The sequence below is a fragment of the Methylobacterium sp. E-012 genome (assembly GCF_057836545.1).
This window is the reverse complement of record NZ_JBYQEY010000001.1, coordinates 5,754,089-5,776,195: the sequence shown is the minus strand read 5'-3', so window position 1 is coordinate 5,776,195 and position 22,107 is coordinate 5,754,089. Positions and strand designations below refer to the sequence as shown.

The following is a 22,107-nucleotide window of genomic DNA, read 5'->3' as shown; positions in this document are numbered from 1 at the left end:
GTCCGGTTCGGAATTTCCCTCCCCCGCAGAGGGGGGAGGGGCGTGGCGGATCGGACCCGTCGTGAAAATCAAAGACGCGCTCGACCTCCGTCACAGGAATGCGATCGTGCAGGGGCTGAGGCTCGGGCGCGACCCCGTCCGCGTCAGGTCTCCGCTCCCGGCCTCGATGGCGAATTCCACGAGGCTGTCGCCCTGCTCGTTGGCGACGAGGAGATGCCGCCCGTCCGGCGCCAGCGTCATGAAGCGCGGGTCGCGGCCACCCGAGGGCGTCCAGCCGGCGGGCTCGAGCCGACCCGCTTCCGCGTCCACCCGGAACCGCGCGATCCCGTCCTGGCCGCGGTTCGACGCGTAGACGAACTGCCCGTCCGGCGTCACCACGATCGCCGCAGCCGTGCTCGCGCCGAAGAAATCCGGCGGGAGCGTCGGGGCGAGATGCAGGGGCGCCAGGGTGCCGGACCCCGCGTCCCAGCAGCAGGTGGCGATGCTCGATTCGAGCTCGTTGACCAGGAAGGCCAGTGGCCGGCCCGGGTGAAACGCGATGTGGCGCGGCCCGGCACCGGGGCGCATCGCGGTCTCCGACGCGATGGCGAGCCGCTCGCCCTCCAGCCGCAGGACGAAGACCCGGTCGAGGCCCTTGTCGGGCACGATCACGTGCCTCCCGTCGGGCGCCAGAACCACGTGGTGGGGATGGGCGCAGGCCTGCTCGGTCCGGTGGGGACCGGTCTCGCCCGGGAGTGACAGGATGTGGCTCGCCGGCGCCAGCGCACCTGCGGCGCCAACCGGCAGAAGCGCCACCGAGCCGCTGGCGTAGTTGGCGACGATCAGGAATCGCCCGCCCGGGTCGAGGGCCTGATGCACGCTGTTGGTGCCGCCGGTCTCGGCGCTGCCGAGGGTGCGCAGGCCGCCGTCCGGTTCGACCGCGAAGGCGCTCGCCGCCGCGCCGTCACCCTGGACCGTGTAGAGCACGCCGCGCCCCGGATCCGCGACCAGGAAGGAGGGGTTCACGAGGCCCTCGACCCGGCCGAGATGTGTCCACGCCTCCAGTCCGCCCCCGACCCGGTAGACATCGATACCCTGGCCGCGCGCCCGACGCCGCTCTGTGGTGAAGCAGCCGACGAAGGCGAGGCCGAGGGGAGCGGGATGGGGCATGGCGGTCTCCGGATCAGCCCCGCCGCGGGACGCGGCGCAGGAAGTCGGGATTGAGTTCCGACAGGCGGTTCACCCCGATCAGCGCCATGTCGCGGTTGAGCTCCTCCTTCAGGATCCGCATCGCGTGCTCGACACCCGCGACGCCGCCCAGCGCCGCGCCGAACATGAACGGCCGGCCGAGCAGGACGAAGTCGGCGCCGAGCGCCAGGGCCTTCATCACGTCGGTACCCCGGCGGATGCCGCTGTCGACGATGATCTTCAGCCCCCCTTTACGGGCCGCGATCTCCGGCAGCACGTCCAGCGGCGCGACGGCGTAATCGAGCTGGCGGCCGCCATGGGTCGAGAGGATCACGCCGTCGGCGCCGCATTCCCGGGCGATCTCGACATCCGCCGGGGCCAGCAGGCCCTTCACCAGCAGGTTGCCGGTCCACCGTTTCCGGATCGCCTCCAGGTTCTTCCACGAGAGCTGGTCGCGGGCGATGGTGTTGCGCACCGCCCCTTGCGACATCATCGGCGGCCCGCGCTCGGCCTCCGTGTTCTCGAAATGCGGCGCCCCGTGCTTCAGGAAGGTCCGGGCGACGGTGCCGACCAGCCAGCGCGGGTGCGTCGCGCTCTGCCACGCCACCTTGGGCGTGACCTTGATCGGCATGGAGAAGCCGCTGCGGGTGTTGTGCTCCCGGTTGCCGAGCGTCGGCGTGTCGGCGGTCACCACGAAGGTCCGGTAGCCGGTGGCGGCGACCCGGTCGAGGAGGCGATCGATCCGGTTCTGGTCGCCCGGCAGGTAGCCCTGGAACCAGGCCTGCGGGTTCTGGGCGTGCACGTCCTCCAGCTTGATCAGCGAGGAGGCGCTGAGGCACATCGGCAGGTTCATCCGCCGCGCCGCCTCGGCCAGGACGAGGTCGCCCCGGTAGGCGATGAAGGCGGCCCCGCCCAGCGGCCCGATCCCGAAGGGCGCCGCGTAGGTGTGGCCGAACAGCGTGGTGGCGGTGTCCCGCGCCGAGGTATCGCGCATCAGCCGCGGCAGGAACGCGTAATCGGCATAGGCGCCGCGACCGTGCGCCAGGGCGGCGCCGGTTTCGACCCCGCCGGACACGTACTGGAAGATCATCGGCGGCAGGAGCCGGCGCGCGTGGCGCTCGAAATCCTCGAGCGCCAGCAGGTCGCGGAACCGGTAGGGGGTGGCCGCGTCGCTGCGCTTCAGGCTCGTAACGATCGCCTGTGGGGCGGCGATGCCGGCCGCGGTCGCATCGGCGCCCCCGACGGTCGGCGCGTCGCGCTCGGGTGCTCCCGGTCCGGAAGCCGGCGGGTCGAGCATCGCCATCGGGTCCTCCCTGCGGGTCATTTTTGAAAGCGCTTTCAGATAGCCAGCGGCCCGGTCGGGTGTCAATATACTGCCGACCCGGCCCGTTTGGCGGATCCGGGAGGATACGGGCCGAGGGAGAGACCGATTTCCGTGCTGGACCTGCCGGGTGAGATCCTCGAAGCGCTGCCGCGCAGCCCGGTAGCGCGGGACGTCGCCCGCCGCGCCGGCGTCTCCACCGCCACCGTGTCCCGGGTCTTGAACGGTTCCGCCGGGGTCCGGGCGGACAAGCGCGAGGCGGTGATCCGCGCCGCGCAGGATCTCGGCTTCGTCGCCAACGGGGCCGCCCGGGCGCTCTCCACCCGCCGGTTCATGGCGGTGGGCGCGGTGGTGCCCAACATCGAGAACGAGGCCTTTGTCCGCGTCCTGTCGAGCGTCCAGGATCGCCTCCGGCAGGCGGGCTACACCCTGGTCGCCGCCAATGCCGGCTATGACCTGGACGACGAACTGCGGGAGGCGACCTTCCTGCTGGAGCGGGGCGTCGACGGGCTGATGCTGGTCGGCGACATCCACCATCCGGACCTGCACGCCCGCATCGCCCGGCACGGGATCCCGATGGTGCAGACCTTCAGCCTGTCGCGGGAGCGCCCCTGCGTGGGCTTCGACAACGCCGCCTCGGCGGCCCGGGCGGCCAATTACCTGATGGATCTCGGCCATCGGCGGATCGGTGTGATCTCCGGCCTGCGCAGGGACAACGACCGCGGCGGTGCCCGGGTGACCGGCATCGCGCAGGCGCTCGCCGTCCGCGGCCTGCGGCTCGCCCCGGAGCACGACATCGAGATCTCCTACGGGATCGGCGGCGGCCGTGACGGATTCCGCCAGATGCTGGCCGGCGGGCCGCCCCCGACCGCGATCATCTGCGGCACGGATCAGATCGCCTTCGGGGCGATGATCGAGGCCCGCGCCCGCGGCCTCGATGTTCCGGGCGACCTGTCGGTGATCGGCCACAACGATTCCGATTTTTCGCCGTTTCTCGATCCGCCACTGACCACGATCCGCATCCACTCCGCCGAGATCGGCCACGCCGCCGGGGATCATCTGATCGCCCGGATCCAGGGGCGCCCGGTGGTGCGGCTGACCGAAATCGACGCCGAGCTGATCCTGCGCGCCAGCACGGCGCCGCCGCGTCGCGGAGCCGGATGACCGGCGCTATCTTGCCACCATTTTGAAATCGCTTACAAAGCGATGACCCCTCCGAACCCGACCCGGAAGACAGCATGGCCCCCCGCATCGTCCTCCTGCACGCGACGCCGGTCGCCATGGCGCCGATCCAGGCGGCCTTCGCGGAGCGCTGGCCCGAGGCCGAGACGGTCAATCTTCTCGACGACGGCCTGTCGGCGGACCGGGCCAAGGAGCCCGGCGATATCTCGGAGGCCATGATCGAGCGCTTCGTCCGGTTCGGCCGCTACGGCCACGACATGGGCGCCAACGGCATCCTGATCACCTGCTCGGCCTTCGGGCCGGCCATCGACCGGCTGATCGCGACCGTACCGGTCCCGGTCCTGAAGCCCAACGAGGCGATGTTCCGCGCGGCCATCGCGCAGGGCACGCGCATCGGCATGCTGGCGACCTTCGGCCCCTCCATCGGCACGATGACCGACGAGTTCGAGGAGTTCGTCGGCCAGGCCGGGCGCCCGGCGACTCTGCGGACGATCCTGGTGGACGACGCCATGGCGCGCCTGCGCGCCGGCGATGCCGAGACCCACAACCGGTTGATCGCCGCGCGGGCGCCGGAGCTGGCCGATTGCGACGCGATCATGCTGGCGCATTTCTCCACCTCCCGGGCGGCCGAGGCGGTGCGGCAGGCGGTGTCCGTCCCGGTCCTGACCGCGCCCCACGCGGCGGTGGACCGGATGCGTGCGATGATCGAGACCGGCAGGAGCGCCTGACCCATGAAGCTCGGTGCCTTCCAGGACCGCCTCAGCGGCCATTGCGGCTTCCTGTTCACGGAGTTGCCGCTTCCCGAGCGCTTCGCGGCCGCCGCGAAGGCGGGGTTCCGCGCGGTCGAGCACCCGAACCTGTTCGCGACGCCGGCCCGGGAGGTGGCGGGATGGCTCGAACGGGCGGGCGTGCCGCTGGTCCAAACCGGCTTCCCGGCGGGCGATGCGTCCAAGGGCGAGAAGGGCTTTGCGGCTTTGCCCGACAAGGTCGCCTATTACCGGTCCACGATCGAGCCGACGCTCGATTACGTCGCCCAGCTCGGTTGCCGCATGGTTCACCCGATGGCCGGCGTCCGGCCCGTGGGCGTCGAGCCGGCCCGTCTCTGGGAGACCTATCTCGAAAACCTCGCCTTCGCGGCCGACGCCGCCAAGGCGCGCGGCATGACGGTGATCGTCGAGCCGATCGGCCCGGGCTCGATCGCCGATTACGTGATCGACGATCCCCTGGTGGCGGTGGACGCGATCCGCACGATCGGCCGCGACAACGTCAAGCTCCTGTTCGACGCCTATCACTGCGTCTGCCTCGGCTACGACCCGGCGGCGCTGATCCGTGCCCACGCGCCCCTGATCGCCCATGTCCAGATCGCCGACGATCCGGGCCGGCACGAGCCCGGGACCGGCACGATCGCCTTCGATCCGATCTTCGGGGCGCTGGAGGCGGTCGGCTATGCCGGCTTCGTCGGTTGCGAGTACCACCCAGCTGCCGGAACCGAGGCGGGGCTCGGCTGGATGCGGGCGGCGGTTTAGCCCAGCAGCCGGGCCCGTCGCTCCAGCACCGCCGGCCAGACCTCCGGGTTGACCAGCCGCGGCGGCGCCTCGCCCTTCAGGAGGCCGATGATCTGCGCGGCGCCCCAGGCGGCCACGTTGCGGCGCGCCTCGTGGGTAACGCCGGCGGTATGGTAGGTCGCCACGACGGTGTCGAGCCCAAGCAGAGCCGCGTCGAGGGCCGGCGGTTCCGGCGCCCAGACGTCGAGGCCCGCCCCCGCGAGGTGCCCGGAAACCAGCGCGGCGGCGAGCGCCGCCTCGTCGTGGACGCCGCCCCGGGCGGTGGTGACGAACAGAGCCCCCGGCTTCATCGCCGCGAAGGTCCCCGCGTCGAAGCTGCCGCGGGTCGTGTCGTCGAGGGGGCAGTGCAGGGAGACGATGTCGGATTCCGCGAGCAGCCGCGCCCGGTCCACCGGCTCCGCACCGCTGGCGCGGATCGCCTCGGCCGACAGCAGCGGATCGTAGGCCAGCACGCGCATGTCGAAGCCGCGGGCGAGCTTGGCGACCGCCCGTCCGGTATGGCCGATCCCGACGAGCCCGAGGGTCGCGCCGCCGATCTCGTGGCCCATCAGCGATTCCCGCGAGAAACCGCGCTGCGTCCGGAGCAGGCGGTCCGAGACGCAGATCTTGCGCGACACGTCGAGCATCAGGCCGATGGCCAGTTCCGCCACGGAGCGGGCATTGCCGCCCACCTGATTGACCACCGCGACGCCGGCCCGGGTGCAGGCGGCGGCGTCCACCGTGTCGAAGCCGGCCCCGGCGGACGAGACCGCGAGGAGGTTCGGGCATTCCGCCAGGAGCGCGTCCGTGACGTGCCAGCGGCGCGGCAGCTCGTCCCGCGACGGCGAGACGTGGAAGACGTGCGCCGCCCGGAGGAGGGCCTGGAGCGCGCTGTCCGGGCCCTGCAGGTCGCCGACCTGCAGGTCGATGTCGGGCTCGGCCCTCAGCGTCGCGTCGAAGACGGGGTTGATCCAGACGTTGAACCGGCAGACGCGCTTGAGGGCCGCCATGGGATTAGCCCTTCACCACCGCGTCGATCGCGTCGATGACGTGGTCGATGTTGTGGGTGTTGACCGCCGCCACGCAGATCCGGCCGGTCTCCAGGGCATAGACCTCGTGCTCCTCGCGCAGGCGGGTGGCCTCGGCGGGGCTCAGGCCCGTGTAGGAGAACATGCCCTTCTGCACCTTGATGGCGTCGAAGCCGCGATCCGGATGGCGCTGCTGAAGGCTGTCGGCCATCCGCTCGCGCATGGCCCGGATCCGGTCACGCATCTCGGCGAGTTCCCGCTCCCAGTCGGCGCGCAGCTCCGGATCGGTGAGCACGATCTCCACGATCGCCGCCCCATGGGTGTGCGGGTTCGAGTAGCTCGCCCGCACCAGCCGCTTGGCGAAGCCCTCGACCTTGGCCCTGGCGGCGGGGTTCTCGGCCACGATGGTGAGCGCGCCGACGCGCTCGCCGTAGAGGGAGAACGACTTCGAGAACGACGAGGCGACCAGGAATTCCTGGCCCGATTCGGCGAACAGGCGCACCGGCTCGGCATCGGCGTCGAGGCCGTTGCCGAAGCCCTGATAGGCGATGTCGAGGAACGGGATCAGGCCGCGCTCGGCCATCAGGGGCACGAGGTCGCGCCATTCATCGAGGGTGAGATCGGCGCCGGTCGGGTTGTGGCAGCAGGCGTGCAGCACCACGATCGAGCCCTTGGGCAGATCCTGGAGGGCGGCCTTCATGGCCGGGTAGTCGGCGCCGCCGGTCTCGGCCGAGAAATAGGGATAATCGACCACGGCGAAACCGGCCTGGGTGAACAGGGCCTTGTGGTTCTCCCAGCTCGGGTTGCTCACCGCCACCTTGGCGTCCGGATACAGCTTGGCCAGCACGTCCGCGCCGGTCTTGAGGGCGCCGGTGCCGCCGATGCTCTGGAGCGTCGCGACGCGGTTCTGCGACAGGATCGGCGCGCCCGCACCGAACAGCAGGGCCTGGACCGCGTCGCGGAACGGCTTGGTGCCCTCGATCGGCCGGTAGGTCTTGGGCAGACCCTTCTCGATCCAGCGCGTCTCGGCAATCTGCACGGCGCGCAGGCGCGGCACCTTGCCGTCCGCGTCCGTGTACACCCCGACCACGAGGTTGAGCTTCTTCGGGCTCGGATCCGCGTTGAAGGCCTCGAAGAGGCGCATGATCGGATCGAGCGGCGCGTCCTGGATGCCGGCGAACAGCGAGGTCATGATCGTCAATCGTCCCAGAGGATCTTCGCCGCGGCGCGCAGACGCCGCGATGCGCCCGGCTGCGAGACCGGGCCGAAGCCCTTATTCCGCACATCGCGCCCGCCCGCCAGCGCTTGTGCGCGCATCAGTGTCCCGATTCGCTCACAGGTGGCGGTCATCGGCGGCTCGCTCGCGAAGGTCCGCCGCGCCCGACCGCGGGTCTTCCGGAATCCGCCCGCCTCGCCGTAGAGTGGCGCCATGAGAGTACCGTCATGACGCGACGTCTCGCCCTCAGCCTCGCGGCCGTCCTGGCCACCGCGGCGATGATCCTGCCGGCCGCCGCGCAGGTGCCGGTGCGGATCGGGCTCTCGGCCCCGCTCACGGGACCGGACGCCGCCTTCGGCCAGGGGCTCCGGCAGGGGGCCGAGCAGGCGATCGCCGACCTCAACCGGGCGGCCGGCGGGCGTCCCAGGCTGGTCCTGGTGCCCGCCGACGACGCCGGCGATGCCAAGCAGGCCGCCGCGGTCGCCCGGAAGCTGACGGCCGACGGGGTGCGTCTCGTGGTCGGGCCGTTCGAGTCCGGCGCCGTCGCCGCCGCGACACCCCTCTACGAGGAGGCGGGGGCGGTCGCGGTGACCACCGGCGCGACCTACGCGCCGCTGACCGGTCGCAACCTCTGGAACCTGTTCCGGCTGGTGCCGAGCGACGCGCAGCAGGGCCGGGCCGCGGGGGCCTACCTCGCCAAGGCCTTCGCCGGACGCCGGGTCGGCATCCTCAACGACCGCTCGACCTTCGGCCGCAGCCTCGCCGACGCTGCGGCGGTGCAGCTGAAGGAGGCCGGCGCCCCGGAGGTGCTGTTCGACGGCTTTCCCCGCGGGACCCGCGATCTGGCCGATCTCGTCGCCCGGATGAAGGCCGCGCGGCTCGACGCGGTTTATTTCGGCGGGCTCGCCCCCGAGGCCGCGACCCTGGTCCACGCGATGCGCGAGGCCGGCCTCAGCGCGACGCTGGTCTCCGGCGACGGCATCCTCGATCCCGCCTTCGCGAACGCCGCCGGCGCGGCCGGCGAGGGCATTGTCATGACCCTTGCGCCCGATCCGCCGCGCCTGCCCGATCCCCGGGGCGGCCGGCCGGTCCCGCGCAGCGCCGAGGCCGACAGCGTGGCGGCCGGCGCCTACGCGGCGGTGGAACTGCTCGCCCAGGCGGTGGAGCGCGCCCACGCGGCCGATCCGAGGACGGGCCGCATCGCCGATGGCCGCAAGGTGGCCGAGGCGCTGCGGGGCGGCCCGCCCCTGCGCACCCTCCTGGGACCGGTCGGCTTCGACGCCCGGGGGGATCGCATCGGCGGCGTAAGCCTGCGGGTCTGGCGGCGGATGCCGGACGGCCGCCTCGATTATGCCGGCAACGAGCCCGCCGAGCCGTGAAAGCCGGCAAATCGTGTCGATGACGGAACCTGCGTCGCGTCCGTGACTTGCGGCCGGTTCCCGCGGCGACTACATGCGGGCGTGCTGCTGAGCTGGCGCGGGCGGTCCATCGGATCGGATCCGCGCCCTGCGGCGTTTCCCAAGCTCGATGACTGGGCAAGACGCATTGCCGGAACGCCTGCTGCCGGACGGTCCGACTGGAGAAGGTGCATGGCAAAAGAAGAATTGATGCAGTTCGATGGTCTCGTCATCGAGATCCTGCCGGATGCGCGCTACCGCGTGCAGCTCGACCAGGGCCATGAGATCGTGGCCTACACGGCCGGCAAGATGAAGAAGAACCGCATCAAGACGCTGGCGGGCGACCGGGTGACGGTCGAGATGTCGCCCTACGATCTCGAGAAGGGCCGCCTCGTGTTCCGCCACAAGGACGAGCGCTCCTCCGGTCCGCGTCCGCAGGTCCGGGGCGGTCAGTTCCGCCGCCGTTGACGGTGGAGCGGGTGGCCCGGGCCCCGTCGGCCGCACCCGCCTATCTCCTGCTCACCGCGACGGCGCTGCTCTGGGCCGGGAACGCGGTCACCAGCCGCTGGGCTCCGGGGCACATTTCGCCTCAGGTCATCACGACGCTGCGCTGGGCGGTGGCCTGCGCGGTTCTTGCGCCCATCGCCGGGCGCAGACTGGTCGCGGAATGGCCGGTCCTGCGCCCCCACTGGCTGCGCATCCTGTTGATGGGCGGCCTGGGCTACACGGCCTTCAACTGCCTGTTCTATGCCGCCGGCGCCTATACCGGGGCGATCAATCTCGCCCTGTTCCAGGGGGCGATCCCGGTGCTGGTGATCGTCCTCAACCGCCTGGCCTATCGGGTGCCGGTGACACCCGGGCAACTGGTCGGCGTGGGCCTCACGCTGATCGGAGCGGGGCTGGCCGCGACCCACGGCGACTGGGCGGTGCTCACGCATCTGGCGTTCAACCGCGGCGATGTCCTCGTCTTCGGCGCCTGCCTGCTCTACGCGGGCTATACGATCTTCCTGCCGACCCGTCCCAAGGTCTCCGGGCTGGCGTTCTTCGCCGCCATGGCGGTCGCCGCCCTGCTCACCTCGCTGCCGCCTTTGGCCGTCGAATGGGCGAGCGGGCACGCGGTCTGGCCGGGCCGCACGGGCTGGGCGATGGTGGTGTTCGTCGGCCTGGGGCCGTCGCTCCTGGCGCAGCTCTTCTTCATGCGCGGCGTCGAGCTGATCGGCCCGAACCGGGCCGGCCTGTTCGTCAATCTCGTGCCGATCTTCGGCGCGATCCTCGCCGTCCTGCTGGTCGGCGAGCCTTTCGGGGCGACGGAAGCGGCCGCCCTGGCGCTGGTCCTCGGCGGCATCGCCTGCGCCGAGCGCCTGAAGCCGGTGCGCCGGGACGCCCCGGATCCGGCCTACTCGCAGACGCGCACGCGGCGGATGTAGACGTCGCCGTAGGGATCGACGGTCCGGCGGCGCTCGAAATGGCAGACCGGGCCGTAATCCTCTTCGACGTAGACCGGCGGCGGGGCGCGGTAGACCGGGCGGCCCGGGTAATAGCCGTTGTTGGCCGACGCGATGGCGCCGCCGACCGCGAGGCCGCCGAGCACGCCGAGGGCCGCCGCGCCGCCGGCGCCAATGCCGTCACGGGCTTGGGCGGCCGGCGCGAGCGTGGCGAGGCTCCCGACGACAAGGCTCGTCGCGAGAAGGTACTTCATGACATCCCCCTGAAGGCGATTCGTGCCGCTCATCGGCACAATCCCCCTAGCACACCCGAGATTTGGGGCGTTTGTTCGACCGCACGGACCGGCTTGACGTGGGGTGTTCCGCCGCACCAAACCCGAGTCTTTGCGGGAAGAGCAGGGGCCGGCATGGTGACACGGGGCTTCGTCGGGCGCAGGCCGCCGCCCGAGACCGGCGCGCGCCTGCCGCCGGGCCAGTATCAGACCGACGATTTCCCGATCCTGCAGATCGGCCCGAACCCGACCGTCGACCGCGCCACCTGGCGGTTCACCCTTCGCGAGGGATCCCGGCCGATCAAGGCGTGGAGCTGGGCGGAATTCGAGGCGCTGCCCCGGACCGCGTGGCAGGGCGACATCCACTGTGTCACCAAGTGGTCGAAGTTCGACACGACCTGGGAGGGCGTGAGCTTCGACGACCTGCTGGCCGATGCCGGGATCGCCGCGCCAACGCCGTTCCTGCTGGCGGAATCCTACGACGACTACACCACCAACGTGCCGGTGGCCGATCTGATCGGCGGCCGCGCCCTGGTGGCGACCCGTTACGCGGGCCAGCCGATCCACCCGGATCACGGCGGCCCGGCGCGGCTGTTCGTGCCGCACCTCTATTTCTGGAAGAGCGCCAAGTGGGTGAAGGGCCTGCGCTTCACCAAGGTCGACACCGCCGGCTTCTGGGAACTGCGCGGCTACCACATGTACGGCGATCCCTGGCGTGAGCAGCGCTACACCGGTGACTGAACCCATCGTCTTCCGCTGGCACCCGGCCGAGATCACCGCGATCACCCCGGCGACGCCGCTGGTGACGAGCGTCCGGCTGCGCTGCACCCTGGCGGAAAATTACCGCGCCGGGCAGCATGTCGACGTCCGGCTCACCGCCGCGGACGGCTATCAGGCCCAGCGCAGCTACTCCATCGCGTCCGCGCCGGACGGCAGCGGCACCGTCGAACTGCTGATCGAGGCCCTCCCGGACGGCGAGGTTTCGGGGTGGTTCACCCAGGTCGCCGCGGCCGGCGATACGGTGGAACTGCGCGGGCCGATCGGGGGCGCCTTCTCGTGGGACGGTCCGGATGGTGGGCCGCTGCTCCTGGCGGGCGGCGGCTCCGGGGTTGTGCCGCTGCTGGCCATGCTGCGGCGGCGGGCGCAGGACTGGCGCGCCATCCCGGCGGCGCTGATCTACGCGACGCGCACCCGCGCGGAGGCCATCGCGCTCCCCGAGCTGGAGCGGCTCGCCGCCGAGGATCCGGGCTTCGCGCTCCATCTGGCGGTGACGCGCGACCCCGGCGGCAAGCGGCTCGATGCCGCCCTGGTGGCCGACGCCCTCGGGCGGACCGGACCGCCGGGCAAGGTGTTCCTCTGCGGTTCGAACCGCTTCGTTGCGGCAGCCTCCGACCTGATCGTGGCCGCCGGCGTCGCGCCGGGGCTGATCCGCACCGAGCGCTTCGGCGCCTGAGGGCCGGGGCTCAGGGGCTGAAGATCAGCACGAGGTAGACGAAGAACAGCACGAGGTGCACCGCGCCCTCCAGCACCGTGGTGCGCGAGCCCGAGAAGGTCTGCGTGCTGAGGATCAGCGTCACGGCGAGCAGGGTCATCTCGGTGGGCTTGAGGCCGAGTACCACGGTCTGCCCGGTCAGCAGGCCGATGGTCAGGACCGCCGGGACGGTGAGGCCCACCGTGGAGGTTGCCGCACCGAGGCACAGGTTGATCGCCCGCTGCAGCTCGTTGCGGGCGACCGCCTTCAGGGCCGAGATCCCCTCCGGGGTGAACACGATGGCGGCGATCAGCACGCCGCCGAGCGCCGAAGGGGCGCCGAGGGCCGCGATGCCGTGGTCGAGGATCGCCGCGAGGCTCTTGGCCAGGATGACGATCGGCAGGACGTTGGCGAGCATCAGGCCGAGGTGCTTGGCGATGCCGCCAGCCGACGCGGCGGGCGTGCTGGCAGGAGCTTCCGCGTCCGGGGTCTCCGCGTCGAGGAAGAACTCGCTGTGGCGGCCGGTCTGGATCAGCAGGAACACGCCGTAGAGCGCCAGGGTGAACACCGAGAACGTCACCGCCTGGAGCTTCGTCAGCGTGCCGTCGCTGGTCGAGCTGGTGAAGTTCGGGATGATCAGCGCGATGGTGGTGAGCGGGATGATCACCGACAGGAAGGCCGACGCCCCCTGGAGGTTGTAGCGCTGCTGGTGATGGCGCAGGCCGCCGACCAGGAGCCCCAGGCCGACCACGCCGTTCAGCACGATCATCAGCACGGCGAACATCGTGTCGCGGCCGAGCGTCGGGGCGTCCTTGGCCGAGAGCATCACGGCCGAGATCAGCGCCACCTCGATGATCACGATGGCCAGCGTCAGCACCAGGGTGCCCAGGGGCTCGCCGAGCCGATGGGCGAGTTCCTCGGCCTCGTGCACCACGCCGAAGGCCGCCCAGACGATGACCGCGAGCAGCCACGCGAACAGGCCGCCCGCGAAGACGGGCTGGGACAGGTCGCCGAGCCAGCCCTTGCCGAACCACGCGAAGGCGAGAACCGTCGCCCAGGCCACCGCCACCCGCAGGGCTGCCAACATGTCCGAGGTGTTCTCCGGTGGGGCCGCGTCGCCGCCGCTGTGGACCTTGCTAGAGCGTGTCATAGTCCGCCGCCCCGACGCGACCAGTGCCGGTGCGCGGTGCGGAGGCGGATATCCGGGACCTGCGCGGGGCCGCAACGCCGGAAGCGTGTCCGGCCCGCGCCGCGGTCGTGGATCGGACGAAGGGGCGCGTTTCATCGGCCGTTCCCGCCGAATCGCGCCTGCAACCGCCCCATGCTGCGGCGGGAGTGGTCAGCGGGCCCGCTTGGCGTTACCATACATGCACCCGAATAAAGTCCGGTGCCTGATTCCTCCGCCGCGCGATGGCGCGCTGCCGGGCGCGGCTCGGCCGTTGAGAGTTCCCGAAGCTTGCCTTTCCCGATCCTGCCCGCCCCCCTCGCGCGGGCCTTGAGCGAACGCGGCTACGCCGATCCGACCCCGGTCCAGGCCGCGGTGCTGGAGGCGGCCGCCGGCGCCCGCGACCTCCTCGTCTCCGCCCAGACCGGCTCCGGCAAGACCGTGGCCTACGGCCTCGCCATGGCCGGCATGCTGACCGGCGAGGGCGAGATGCTGCCGCCTCCGGGGGCGCCCCTCGCCCTGGTGATCGCGCCGACCCGGGAGCTCGCGCTCCAGGTCCAGCGCGAGCTGTCCTGGCTCTACGGCCAGGCCGGTGGCCGGATCACCGCCTGCGTGGGCGGCATGGATCCCCGCCGGGAAAGCCGGATGCTCGCCGAGGGCACGCACATCGTCGTCGGGACCCCGGGCCGCCTGCGCGACCACTTGGAACGCCGCAATCTCGATCCCACCGCCCTGCGCGCCGTCGTCCTCGACGAGGCCGACGAGATGCTGGATCTCGGCTTCCGGGAGGATATCGAGTTCATCCTCTCGGCCACACCCGCAGAGCGGGCGACCTACCTGTTCTCCGCGACCCTGCCGAAAGGCATCGAGGCCCTGGCCGAGCGCTACCAGCGCGACGCCCTGCGCCTGGCGATCAAGAGCGAGACCAGGGGGCACGCCGACATCGCCTACCGGGCGGTGCGGATCCTGCCGCGGGAGACCGAGCACGTGGTGCTCAACCTCCTGCGCGAGGCCGACGCCAAGACCGCCATGGTCTTCTGCAACACCCGCAACGCGGTCCGGCATCTCCAGGCGAGCCTGACCGAGCGCGGCTTCTCCGTGGTGGCGCTCTCGGGCGAACTCGGCCAGGGCGAGCGCAACGCCGCCCTCCAGGCCCTGCGCGACGGCCGCGCCCGGGTCTGCGTCGCCACCGACGTGGCCGCCCGGGGCATCGACCTGCCGTCCCTCAGCCTCGTCATCCACGCGGATCTCCCGCATGACGCCGAGGTCATGCAGCACCGCAGCGGCCGCACCGGACGCGCCGGCCGCAAGGGCACCTCGGTGATCCTGATCCCGAATTCCCGCCGGCGCCGGGCCGAACAGATGTTCGCCCTCGCCAAGGTCAGCCCCGAATGGTCGGGGCCGCCCTCGGCCGACGAGATCCGCCGGCTGGACGGCGAGCGCATGCTCGACGACCCGCTCTTCGCGGAGCCCCCCGCCGAGGAGGACGTCGCCCTGGCCGGGACGCTGCTCGCCAGCAAGAGCCCGGAGGAACTCGCCGCCCTCCTGGCCCGCGTCTACCGCACCCGCCTGCCGGCCCCCGAGGAGGTCGGCGATCCGGGAGAGGGCCGAGCCCCGCGGGGTGAGCGTCCGCCCTACGACCCGATGGATGGCGAGCGGATCGCCGCCATGGGGCCGGCGGTCTGGTTCCGGCTCAATCTCGGCCGCCGCGACAACGCCGATCCGCGCCGGCTCCTGCCGATGCTGACCCGCAGGGGCGGCGTCGGGCGCGAGGAGATCGGGGCGATCCGGATCTTCGACCGCGAGACCAAGTTCGAGGTGCGCGGCAACGCGGCAGCGCGCTTCGCCGAGGCCTTCGCCCGCAACGGCTCGCCGGAGATCCAGATCGAGGCGCTGGTGGGCGATACCGGACCGGCCGAGCGCCAGGGCCGTCCCGACAGCCCGAAGGGCTTCGCGAGCCCGCGGGCCGGCAAGCATCAGCGCAAGGCGGAGCGCTCCGGACCGCGCACCGAGCCGAAGCCCGGTCGACACACGGGCCGGGGCTGAGACCGGAGGCCTAGCCGACGCCGGCCTCGCCCGGACGGGCAGGGGCTCTTAGGGGCACGCGTCGGTGTCGGGCACGGGCGCGTTTTCCTCCCCCGCGACGGGGGAGGGAGCGCGTGGTGGCGATGGACTGGACACCCGTCGACCGGGCGATACCCCTGAGGGCTACATCGGAAGCCGATCGCACGCGTGGCGGCGGGCGGCTCAGAAGACGCTCTTCACCGCTTCGCCGAGGGCGTCGACGCTCTCCTTCAGCTTGCGTCCGGCGGGCGCCAGGGACGGGAGCTTGATCCCGAGCACCTCGGTCTCCTCGGGCTCCGCGGCCTCCGCCTGCGCGACGGTGGCGGGCGCGGGGCGCTTGGCCTTCTCGGCTGTCTTCACCGGCGGCGACGGCTTGGCGGCGACGATTTTCGGCGCCGGTTTCGCCGGTTTCTCAGGTGTTGCCGCCGGTGCCGCCGCGGCGACCGGCTTCGGCGCGGGCGGAGCGGCCGGCTCGACCAGCGCGCGGGCCCGCACCGTCTCGGCGGGGCGGGGCGGCAGGAGCGCGGCCGTGCGGGCGGGCGGAAGCGGCACCACCTGCCGGCTCGCCGCGACCGGCACCACCGGCGTCGGTGTCGGGATCCGCCGGGTCGGCGGTTCGGCGACGTCCGCGGCCTTGGCGCGCGGTGACGGCGCGATCGGCGCGGCCGCCGGGGTGAATCCGTCGGACAGGGAGGCCATGCGCGGGGCCTGCGCCACCGGCACCGCCGATTGCGTGTCCGCGGGCTTGGCCCCGACGGCACCGGCCATGGCGGGCAGCCCGTCCTTCAGATCGGGCCAGTCGGCGGCACGGCCGCCAGCGGCGACGGTGGTGGCGACCTTGACCGGAGTCGGCGCCGCGAGACCAGCCATCAGCGTCGAGGCGGCGACCCCGAAGCCGCCGAGCACGCCGAGTCCGGCCAGCCCGAACAGCAGCACGCGGAGGTCGCGTCCACGCCGGGGCGGGGCCACCGGATATCGCGTCTCTCGGGTCTCGGAGGGGTCCAGGGCGAGATCGATCATGGTCCGGGGGCTCTGACACGATGCACGACGTGCGCGACCGGGCTCCCCTCGACCGGTCGCCTGCCTCGGCTGATCCGGAGGCAGTTCGACTCTGCCGCCAGTATAGGAGCCGCAATACGGCGCAAAGATGTCGGTCCGACTTGTCGCCGCGCCCATTCGACGGGCCGCTATCCACAGGATATGCTTGGGCTGCTTAACAATCCGTCATCCGGACCGCCGTCCGGTCTCGACCGCATGGACTTCGACGGCGTGCCCGTTATGGATCTGGGCGTGGATGCACGACCGACCCACCTCCCGATGCGGGACGCGCCCGAAACCGATGCCCGCCGGGCCGGACGTTGGCCCTGGGCCGTGTGGTCGACGCGGGCGCGGCTCGTGGCCGTCGTCCTGCTCATCGACGCGGTGGCGGCCCTGGTCTCCTGCGGCGTGATCGTGCTCAACGCCCGGACGGCGGTGCGGGTCGAGACCCGGGCCTCGCTGGCGACCGTCGAGTCCCTGGTCGCGGACACGATCCGCCTGTCCGAGGCGACCCCGCCCGAGACGCTGCTCCAGACCCTCGACCTGCGCTTCAAGGTGCTGCGGCACGTCCGGGTCGCCGTCCTCGACAATGCCGGCGAGCGCGTGGGCCGTTCGGCTCCGCCCCATCGCTCCACGCGCGAGGCGCCGCGCTGGTTCGCCGACCTGATCAGGCCGCCGATCGAGCGCCACACCCTTCCGATCACGGTGAACGGGCAGCAACTCGGCACGGCGCAGATCACCACGCAGCCCCTCGACGAGATCGACGAGATCTGGGGCTATGCCCGGGCGCTGTCGCTGACCACCGCGGCCATCAACGCCGCGATGCTGATCGCCCTCTACGGCGCCCTCGGCCGTATCCTGGCGCCGTTGCGGCGGCTCGGGGCCGGCCTGACGCAGCTGGAGCACCACGACTACACCGCGCGCCTGGCGCCACCCGGCGCCCGGGAACTCGCGGTCATCGCCGAGCGCTTCAACAAGGTGGCCGCGGCTCTGAGCGACGTGCGCGCCGCCAACGGACGCCTCAACCGGCAGCTGCTCACCGCGCAGGACGACGAGCGCCGCCGCACCGCCCTCGAACTGCACGACGAGTTCGGCCCCTGCCTGTTCGCCCTGGAGGCGAACGCCGCCTCGATCGCCCGGATCGCTTCGGGGCCGTCCGAGCCCAGCCGCGAGAAGCTCGCGACCCGGGCGGCCGAGATCAGCGCCATCGTCGCCCAGGTCCAGACCGTCAACCGCGAATTGCTGAACCGCCTGCGGCCGCACGGGCTCGGGCAGGCGCCGCTGGGCACTTGCCTCGACCTGCTCCTGCGCGGCTTCGGGCAACGCCATCCCGGCCTCGAGTGCGTCGGCCGGTTCGACGGCCTGGCGCGCGGCTACGGCGACCTCGTGGACCTCACCGTGTTCCGCTGCGTGCAGGAGAGCGCCACCAACGCCGTGCGACACGGCGCCGCCACCCGGGTCGAGGCCGAGGCCGCGGAGGCCGCGGGCCGGCTGACCGTGACGATCCGCGACAACGGCACCGGCATCCCGCCCGGGCACGGCACCGGACTCGGGCTGTCGGGCATGCGCGAGCGCGTCGAGGCGCTGGACGGCACCTTCACCCTTGACAATGCCGGTCCCGGCGCAATCGTCCGCATCTCCATCCCCGTTCCGCCGGACCGGGGCGACGACAACGACGCGCCGAGCGCATGAACGCCATCGCCTCCCAGATCGACATCGCCGCGACCCGTCTGCCCGTCCTGGTGATCGACGATCACCCGATCGTCCTGCAGGGCTGTCGACGGGTCCTGGAGGATGCCGGCGTCGAGACCATCGCGGAGGCGACCACGGTGGTCGGCGGCTACCGGGTCTTCCACCGGCTCCGGCCGCCGGTCGTGATCTGCGACCTGACCTTCCAGGGCAGCGGCATGGCCGGCCTCGGCCTGATCCGCCGCATCCGGGCGGTCGCCCCGGAGACGCGGATCCTGGTCTTCAGCATGCACAACGATCCGGTGATCGTCGCCCGCGCCCTCGAGGCCGGGGCGCTCGGCTACGTCCTGAAGGACCATGCCTCGGCGGAGCTGTTCGAGGCGTTCGGCAAGGTCCGGATCGGCGAGGTCTACCTCGACCGGCGGCTCGCCACCGAGGTGGCGATGCTGCGCGCCGATGCCCGCCGCACCCCGGAATCGCAGCTGACCCCGCGCGAGCAGCAGATCCTCGCCCGCCTCGCCCAGGGGCGCTCCTATGGCGCCATCGCGACCGATTTGTCCGTGAGCTACAAGACCGTGACCAATGCCTGCTCGCAGATGCGGCAGAAGCTCGGCGTCCGCACCCTGGCCGAACTGATCCACGTCGCCGTCACCCACGCACAGCGGCAGGGCTAGCATGGCCGGAGGTGACGTGCAGGGCGCGGGCGGACCGGGATCGTTCTCCCGGGCGGCATGGGCGCGCAATGAAGCCGCCTACGAGGCGATCCGGTCGATGCCGTTCAACGCCGAACTGGCCGCCGGCACGCTGCGTCAGGACCGGTTCCGCCACTACATCGTGCAGGACGCGCATTACCTGATCGGCTTTGGTCGGGCGCTCAGCCTCGCCGCCGCGAAGGCACCGGATCCCGAGGGGATCGTGCAGTTCGCCAAAGCCGCCCAGGAGGCCATCGTGGTGGAGCGCGCCCTCCATGGCGGCTTCTTCCGCGATTACGGCATCGGGCCCGAGACGTTTTCGGCCACGCCGCTGACGCCGGCCTGCGACCACTACGTCTGTTACCTGCTGGCCACGGCCTATGCCGAGCCCTTCGAGGTCGTCTGCGCCGCCCTGCTGCCGTGCTTCTGGATCTACAAGGCGGTGGGCGACGACATCTTCGCCCGCGCGGCGCCCGACAACCCGTACCGGGCGTGGATCGACACCTATGCGGGTGCCGAGTTCGCCGAGGCGGTCGCCGCCATGATCGCCGCCACCGACCGGGCGGCACGGGGTGTCTCGGCCGATATCGAGGCGCGCATGCACCGGGCCTTCGCGCAGGCGACCCGCCTGGAATGGATGTTCTGGGACAGCGCCTATCGCGACGCGGCCTGGCCCCTGTGATGCGCCGGGCCCGTTCGTGACCGGACCGCCGGGCCCGCGCCGCCGCGACCTCGTCGCCGCCGCGGCCGCGGCCGCCGCCCTCTGGCCGCCCCTCGCGCTGGCGGCGGATACGCCGGGCCCGATCCCGGAAGACCGGCCGGTCCGGATCGCCATGCTGCTCTATCCCGGCCTGACCGCCCTCGACCTCGTCGGCCCGCAGGCGCTGCTCGCCGGGCTGGCCCCGGGCAGCCTGCACCTCGTCGCCGAGACCGCCGGCCCGGTGGCGAGCGATACCGGCCTCGCGCTGATGGCGACCGACACGTTCGAGACCTGCCCGCAGGATCTCGACGTCCTGTTCGTGCCCGGGGGCGACGGCACGCCGGCGCAGATGCGCAACGACCGGCTGCTGGCCTTCCTGACCGGGCGCGCCGCCCGGGCCGCCTGGGTGACGAGCGTCTGTACCGGATCGCTGATCCTGGGGGCCGCCGGCCTGCTGCGCGGCTACCGGGCCACCTCCCATTGGTGCGTGCGCGACGCGGTGCTGCCGCTCCTCGGCGCCGAGCCGGTGGCGGAGCGCGTCGTCGTCGACCGCAACCGCGTCACCGGGGCCGGGATCTCGGCCGGGCTCGATCTCGGTCTGGTGCTCGCCGCCCGCCTGCGCGGGGACACCTACGCCCGCACCGCGCAGCTGGTGGCCGAATACGCACCGGAACCGCCGTTTCACGCCGGCACCCCCGCCGGGGCCGGGCCGGCGGTGGTGCGGGCGGCGGACGCGATCCTGGCGCCCCTGGTGGCCGGGGCCAGAGCGGCGGCGCGGCGCTGAGGCCACCCACGCGGGCGATGCAGCGCGGCCACGCCCGGCGCCGACATGCGTTCCCGTCCTTGACGGCACCAGTCCCCCGGCCGAACTGTGCGGTGCAAGATCCGCCGGAGCCGCCATGTCCCTGATCGCACGCCTGCGCGCCTACGCGGCCGAGGCTCTCGGCGTCGGCACGCACGAGGCCGTGGACGACACCCATCTCGCCGCCACCGCGCTCCTCGTCCACGTGGCGCGGGTCGACGGGATCCTGGCCCCCTCCGAGAGCGAGCGCCTGTCCCGCCTGGTCGAGGGCCACTACGCCGACGGTCCGGATGCGGCGCGGGCGCTGATCGCGCGCGCGGCCACCATGGATTCCGAGACCCGCGACGTGGTGAGCCTCGTGGAGATGATCCCCCACGAGGCCAACACGGCCGAGCGCCAGGAACTCCTGACCATGGCGTGGTCGGTCGCGGCCGCGGACGGACGGGTCGACGAGTTCGAGGAGGCCCTGGTAGAGCGGCTCGGCCGCCTGCTCGGCTTCGACGACGGCGCCATCGCGGCCGCGCGCCGAACCGGACAACAGGGGGCGGGGATTGCGTAAGCGGCGGGCCGGGCGATGATCGCAAGCCTGGCGCTGATCCTGTTGGCGCAACTCCTGGGTGAAGCCATTGCCCGCGGCGCGGGTGTCCCGATCCCCGGACCGGTGATCGGCATGGGGCTGATGTTCGCCTTCCTGCTGCTGCGCGACACGGCGCGGATCGGCCTGCCGCGCTACCTTCCGAAGGCGCTCACCGACGGCACCCTGGAGACGACGGCGCGGGGTCTTCTGATGAACCTGTCGCTGATGTTCGTACCGGCCGGCGTCGGCGTCGTCGGCCGCCTGGACCTGCTGCGGGCGCAGGGCCCGAAGCTCGCCATCGTGCTGGTGATCTCGACGGCGCTGTCGCTCCTCGTCACCGTGCTGGTGTTCCGCGCGGTCGCCGCCCTGGTGGAGCCCCCCGGGACGGACGGGGAGCCCTGACCGTGGGCGGCGACTTCTCCCTCTGGGTCTATCTCGCCAAGACGCCGCTGCTCTGGCTCACGGTGACGCTGACCGCCTACGTCCTGGCCGATCGGATCGCCGCCGCCACCGGGCGGCACCCGATCGCCAATCCGGTGCTGATCACGGTGACCCTGGTCGGCGGGATCCTGGCGGCGACGGGGACGCCGTATCCGGTCTATTTCGAGGGCGCGCAGTTCGTCCATTTCCTGCTCGGGCCCGCCACCGTCGTGCTGGCCATGCCGCTCTACGAGCGGCGCGCCACCGTGAGGCGCGCGCTGATCCCCATGCTCACGGCTCTGGCCGCCGGGGCGGCCACGACGCTTGCCGTCGTGATCGGGCTGGCGCGGCTGCTCGACATCCCGCAGCCGATCCTGGTCTCCCTCGCGCCGAAATCGGTGACCTCGGGCGTGGCCATGGGGATCGCGGAGGCCCTCGGCGGCGATCCGACCCTCACGGCGATCCTGGTGATCCTCACCGGCATCATCGGGGCGATCCTGGTGACGCCGATGATGAACGCCCTGGGGATCCGCGACATGCGCGCCCGCGGCTTCGCGGCCGGGCTCGCCGCCCATGGTATCGGCACCGCGCGCGCCTTTCAGGTGAGCGAGGTGGCCGGTACCTTCGCGGGCATCGCCATGGGGCTCAACGCCTTCCTGACGGCGATCCTCGCCCCCCTGGCGCTGCACCTGCTGTTCTAGCGCATCGCCTCCAACCGCCCCCGGCGCCGATGCGGCTTTCGAGACGGAGCACCGGCTCTCGTCTTGAATCGTCGTTGACGGCGAATCAGAATTCTAGGTAGAAAAGGCTGTGAGATAAATCGCGTACTAGTTGTGTTTCCAGGCCGGCTGCGGAACGCTGTCGGCGGAGGCACACGAAGGTACGGATGCAGCCCTGTCGCTCAGCGCCAGGACGGA

General features: G+C 72.1%; 24 protein-coding genes. 16 read left to right on the top strand and 8 right to left on the bottom strand.

Going from position 1 to position 22,107, the window contains the following annotated elements:
- Positions 1-90: 90 nt before the first annotated feature.
- Positions 91-1,149, bottom strand: coding sequence for a lactonase family protein (locus AC3IF1_RS27680; RefSeq protein ID WP_489220177.1), 1,059 nt, complete (start codon positions 1,147-1,149; stop codon positions 91-93).
- 13 nt (positions 1,150-1,162) lie between these two features.
- A complete protein-coding gene (locus AC3IF1_RS27675; RefSeq protein WP_489220176.1) occupies positions 1,163-2,470 on the bottom strand; it encodes an alpha-hydroxy acid oxidase in 1,308 nt (435 codons plus the stop codon).
- Positions 2,471-2,602: 132 nt separating this feature from the next.
- Here AC3IF1_RS27675 and AC3IF1_RS27670 point away from each other — a divergent pair, with 132 nt between their 5' ends.
- From AC3IF1_RS27670 to AC3IF1_RS27660, 3 genes are all read left to right on the top strand, one after another.
- Positions 2,603-3,652, top strand: a complete 1,050-nt coding sequence (locus tag AC3IF1_RS27670; RefSeq protein ID WP_489220175.1) for a LacI family DNA-binding transcriptional regulator — start codon at positions 2,603-2,605, stop codon at positions 3,650-3,652.
- A 74-nt stretch (positions 3,653-3,726) separates the two neighbouring features.
- Positions 3,727-4,398, top strand: a complete 672-nt coding sequence (locus AC3IF1_RS27665; protein WP_489220174.1) for an aspartate/glutamate racemase family protein — start codon at positions 3,727-3,729, stop codon at positions 4,396-4,398.
- Between the two features lie 3 nt (positions 4,399-4,401).
- Positions 4,402-5,196 carry a hydroxypyruvate isomerase family protein gene (locus tag AC3IF1_RS27660; RefSeq protein WP_489220173.1) on the top strand — a complete coding sequence of 265 codons (795 nt, stop codon included), beginning with the start codon at positions 4,402-4,404 and terminating at the stop codon, positions 5,194-5,196.
- Here AC3IF1_RS27660 and AC3IF1_RS27655 read toward each other — a convergent pair.
- The 3 genes from AC3IF1_RS27655 to AC3IF1_RS27645 are packed head-to-tail and all read right to left on the bottom strand — an operon-like array spanning position 5,193 to position 7,592.
- Positions 5,193-6,224, bottom strand: a complete 1,032-nt coding sequence (locus AC3IF1_RS27655) for a hydroxyacid dehydrogenase (RefSeq protein ID WP_489220172.1) — start codon at positions 6,222-6,224, stop codon at positions 5,193-5,195. The genes AC3IF1_RS27660 and AC3IF1_RS27655 overlap by 4 nt on opposite strands.
- Before the next feature lie 4 nt (positions 6,225-6,228).
- Complete coding sequence (locus AC3IF1_RS27650) at positions 6,229-7,434, bottom strand: amino acid aminotransferase (RefSeq protein ID WP_489220171.1); 1,206 nt, start codon at positions 7,432-7,434, stop codon at positions 6,229-6,231.
- 5 nt (positions 7,435-7,439) lie between these two features.
- The gene (locus AC3IF1_RS27645; protein WP_489220170.1) at positions 7,440-7,592 is read right to left on the bottom strand and encodes a hypothetical protein; all 153 of its coding nucleotides are present in this window, start codon (positions 7,590-7,592) and stop codon (positions 7,440-7,442) included.
- A 93-nt stretch (positions 7,593-7,685) separates the two neighbouring features.
- Between AC3IF1_RS27645 and AC3IF1_RS27640 the strand changes: the two genes are divergently transcribed.
- From AC3IF1_RS27640 to AC3IF1_RS27630, 3 genes are all read left to right on the top strand, one after another.
- Positions 7,686-8,837 carry a branched-chain amino acid ABC transporter substrate-binding protein gene (locus AC3IF1_RS27640; RefSeq protein ID WP_489220169.1) on the top strand — a complete coding sequence of 384 codons (1,152 nt, stop codon included), beginning with the start codon at positions 7,686-7,688 and terminating at the stop codon, positions 8,835-8,837.
- Between the two features lie 210 nt (positions 8,838-9,047).
- Complete coding sequence (gene infA, locus AC3IF1_RS27635; protein WP_091781030.1) at positions 9,048-9,323, top strand: translation initiation factor IF-1; 276 nt, start codon at positions 9,048-9,050, stop codon at positions 9,321-9,323.
- Positions 9,324-9,325: 2 nt separating this feature from the next.
- On the top strand, positions 9,326-10,282 hold the full coding sequence (locus AC3IF1_RS27630; protein WP_489220491.1) for a DMT family transporter: 957 nt from the start codon (positions 9,326-9,328) through the stop codon (positions 10,280-10,282).
- Here AC3IF1_RS27630 and AC3IF1_RS27625 read toward each other — a convergent pair.
- Positions 10,252-10,554, bottom strand: coding sequence for a hypothetical protein (locus tag AC3IF1_RS27625; RefSeq protein ID WP_091781038.1), 303 nt, complete (start codon positions 10,552-10,554; stop codon positions 10,252-10,254). The genes AC3IF1_RS27630 and AC3IF1_RS27625 overlap by 31 nt on opposite strands.
- Positions 10,555-10,707: 153 nt before the next feature.
- On the opposite strand from AC3IF1_RS27625, the gene AC3IF1_RS27620 reads away from it, so the two are divergent.
- Together AC3IF1_RS27620 and AC3IF1_RS27615 are read left to right on the top strand one after the other, a co-directional pair.
- Complete coding sequence (locus tag AC3IF1_RS27620) at positions 10,708-11,313, top strand: sulfite oxidase-like oxidoreductase (RefSeq protein WP_489220168.1); 606 nt, start codon at positions 10,708-10,710, stop codon at positions 11,311-11,313.
- Positions 11,306-12,025: an FAD-binding oxidoreductase gene (locus AC3IF1_RS27615; RefSeq protein ID WP_489220167.1), complete on the top strand. Its 720-nt coding sequence runs from the start codon at positions 11,306-11,308 to the stop codon at positions 12,023-12,025. The genes AC3IF1_RS27620 and AC3IF1_RS27615 overlap by 8 nt, the downstream gene beginning before the upstream one ends.
- 10 nt (positions 12,026-12,035) lie before the next feature.
- Here the strand turns inward: AC3IF1_RS27615 and AC3IF1_RS27610 are convergent, their stop codons facing one another.
- On the bottom strand, positions 12,036-13,130 hold the full coding sequence (locus AC3IF1_RS27610) for a calcium:cation antiporter (RefSeq protein WP_489220490.1): 1,095 nt from the start codon (positions 13,128-13,130) through the stop codon (positions 12,036-12,038).
- Between the two features lie 369 nt (positions 13,131-13,499).
- Here AC3IF1_RS27610 and AC3IF1_RS27605 point away from each other — a divergent pair, with 369 nt between their 5' ends.
- A complete protein-coding gene (locus tag AC3IF1_RS27605; protein WP_243969120.1) occupies positions 13,500-15,254 on the top strand; it encodes a DEAD/DEAH box helicase in 1,755 nt (584 codons plus the stop codon).
- A gap of 201 nt (positions 15,255-15,455) precedes the next feature.
- On the opposite strand, the gene AC3IF1_RS27600 is transcribed toward AC3IF1_RS27605, so the two are convergent.
- Positions 15,456-16,292, bottom strand: a complete 837-nt coding sequence (locus AC3IF1_RS27600) for a hypothetical protein (RefSeq protein WP_489220166.1) — start codon at positions 16,290-16,292, stop codon at positions 15,456-15,458.
- Positions 16,293-16,589: 297 nt separating this feature from the next.
- Between AC3IF1_RS27600 and AC3IF1_RS27595 the strand changes: the two genes are divergently transcribed.
- The 7 genes from AC3IF1_RS27595 (at position 16,590) to AC3IF1_RS27565 (ending at position 21,891) form a co-directional block, all read left to right on the top strand.
- On the top strand, positions 16,590-18,002 hold the full coding sequence (locus AC3IF1_RS27595; protein WP_489220489.1) for an ATP-binding protein: 1,413 nt from the start codon (positions 16,590-16,592) through the stop codon (positions 18,000-18,002).
- Complete coding sequence (locus AC3IF1_RS27590) at positions 17,999-18,673, top strand: response regulator (RefSeq protein WP_243969116.1); 675 nt, start codon at positions 17,999-18,001, stop codon at positions 18,671-18,673. The genes AC3IF1_RS27595 and AC3IF1_RS27590 overlap by 4 nt, the downstream gene beginning before the upstream one ends.
- Position 18,674: 1 nt before the next feature.
- Complete coding sequence (locus tag AC3IF1_RS27585) at positions 18,675-19,373, top strand: TenA family protein (protein ID WP_489220165.1); 699 nt, start codon at positions 18,675-18,677, stop codon at positions 19,371-19,373.
- A 151-nt stretch (positions 19,374-19,524) separates the two neighbouring features.
- The gene (locus tag AC3IF1_RS27580; protein ID WP_243969249.1) at positions 19,525-20,175 is read left to right on the top strand and encodes a DJ-1/PfpI family protein; all 651 of its coding nucleotides are present in this window, start codon (positions 19,525-19,527) and stop codon (positions 20,173-20,175) included.
- 115 nt (positions 20,176-20,290) lie between these two features.
- The gene (locus AC3IF1_RS27575; RefSeq protein ID WP_489220164.1) at positions 20,291-20,752 is read left to right on the top strand and encodes a tellurite resistance TerB family protein; all 462 of its coding nucleotides are present in this window, start codon (positions 20,291-20,293) and stop codon (positions 20,750-20,752) included.
- A 15-nt stretch (positions 20,753-20,767) separates the two neighbouring features.
- Entirely contained in the window at positions 20,768-21,172 is a 405-nt protein-coding gene (locus AC3IF1_RS27570; RefSeq protein ID WP_489220163.1) for a CidA/LrgA family protein, read from the top strand.
- Between the two features lie 2 nt (positions 21,173-21,174).
- Positions 21,175-21,891 (top strand): LrgB family protein, encoded by a 717-nt coding sequence (locus AC3IF1_RS27565; protein ID WP_489220162.1) that lies wholly within the window; start codon positions 21,175-21,177, stop codon positions 21,889-21,891.
- Positions 21,892-22,107 lie beyond the last annotated feature (216 nt).

What these genes read in the sequence shown, in the direction of transcription:
- AC3IF1_RS27645 (WP_489220170.1), bottom strand. Translation starts at nt 7,592, where the DNA reads ATGACCGCCACCTGTGAGCGAATCGGGACACTGATGCGCGCACAAGCG.
- AC3IF1_RS27580 (WP_243969249.1), top strand. Translation starts at nt 19,525, where the DNA reads ATGCTGCTCTATCCCGGCCTGACCGCCCTCGACCTCGTCGGCCCGCAG.
- AC3IF1_RS27595 (WP_489220489.1), top strand. Translation starts at nt 16,590, where the DNA reads ATGCGGGACGCGCCCGAAACCGATGCCCGCCGGGCCGGACGTTGGCCC.
- AC3IF1_RS27640 (WP_489220169.1), top strand. Translation starts at nt 7,686, where the DNA reads ATGACGCGACGTCTCGCCCTCAGCCTCGCGGCCGTCCTGGCCACCGCG.
- AC3IF1_RS27600 (WP_489220166.1), bottom strand. Translation starts at nt 16,292, where the DNA reads ATGATCGATCTCGCCCTGGACCCCTCCGAGACCCGAGAGACGCGATAT.
- AC3IF1_RS27570 (WP_489220163.1), top strand. Translation starts at nt 20,768, where the DNA reads ATGATCGCAAGCCTGGCGCTGATCCTGTTGGCGCAACTCCTGGGTGAA.
- AC3IF1_RS27625 (WP_091781038.1), bottom strand. Translation starts at nt 10,554, where the DNA reads ATGAAGTACCTTCTCGCGACGAGCCTTGTCGTCGGGAGCCTCGCCACG.
- AC3IF1_RS27660 (WP_489220173.1), top strand. Translation starts at nt 4,402, where the DNA reads ATGAAGCTCGGTGCCTTCCAGGACCGCCTCAGCGGCCATTGCGGCTTC.
- infA (WP_091781030.1), top strand. Translation starts at nt 9,048, where the DNA reads ATGGCAAAAGAAGAATTGATGCAGTTCGATGGTCTCGTCATCGAGATC.
- AC3IF1_RS27620 (WP_489220168.1), top strand. Translation starts at nt 10,708, where the DNA reads ATGGTGACACGGGGCTTCGTCGGGCGCAGGCCGCCGCCCGAGACCGGC.
- AC3IF1_RS27585 (WP_489220165.1), top strand. Translation starts at nt 18,675, where the DNA reads ATGGCCGGAGGTGACGTGCAGGGCGCGGGCGGACCGGGATCGTTCTCC.
- AC3IF1_RS27680 (WP_489220177.1), bottom strand. Translation starts at nt 1,149, where the DNA reads ATGCCCCATCCCGCTCCCCTCGGCCTCGCCTTCGTCGGCTGCTTCACC.
- AC3IF1_RS27655 (WP_489220172.1), bottom strand. Translation starts at nt 6,224, where the DNA reads ATGGCGGCCCTCAAGCGCGTCTGCCGGTTCAACGTCTGGATCAACCCC.
- AC3IF1_RS27675 (WP_489220176.1), bottom strand. Translation starts at nt 2,470, where the DNA reads ATGGCGATGCTCGACCCGCCGGCTTCCGGACCGGGAGCACCCGAGCGC.
- AC3IF1_RS27650 (WP_489220171.1), bottom strand. Translation starts at nt 7,434, where the DNA reads ATGACCTCGCTGTTCGCCGGCATCCAGGACGCGCCGCTCGATCCGATC.
- AC3IF1_RS27590 (WP_243969116.1), top strand. Translation starts at nt 17,999, where the DNA reads ATGAACGCCATCGCCTCCCAGATCGACATCGCCGCGACCCGTCTGCCC.
- AC3IF1_RS27610 (WP_489220490.1), bottom strand. Translation starts at nt 13,130, where the DNA reads ATGTTGGCAGCCCTGCGGGTGGCGGTGGCCTGGGCGACGGTTCTCGCC.
- AC3IF1_RS27575 (WP_489220164.1), top strand. Translation starts at nt 20,291, where the DNA reads ATGTCCCTGATCGCACGCCTGCGCGCCTACGCGGCCGAGGCTCTCGGC.
- AC3IF1_RS27665 (WP_489220174.1), top strand. Translation starts at nt 3,727, where the DNA reads ATGGCCCCCCGCATCGTCCTCCTGCACGCGACGCCGGTCGCCATGGCG.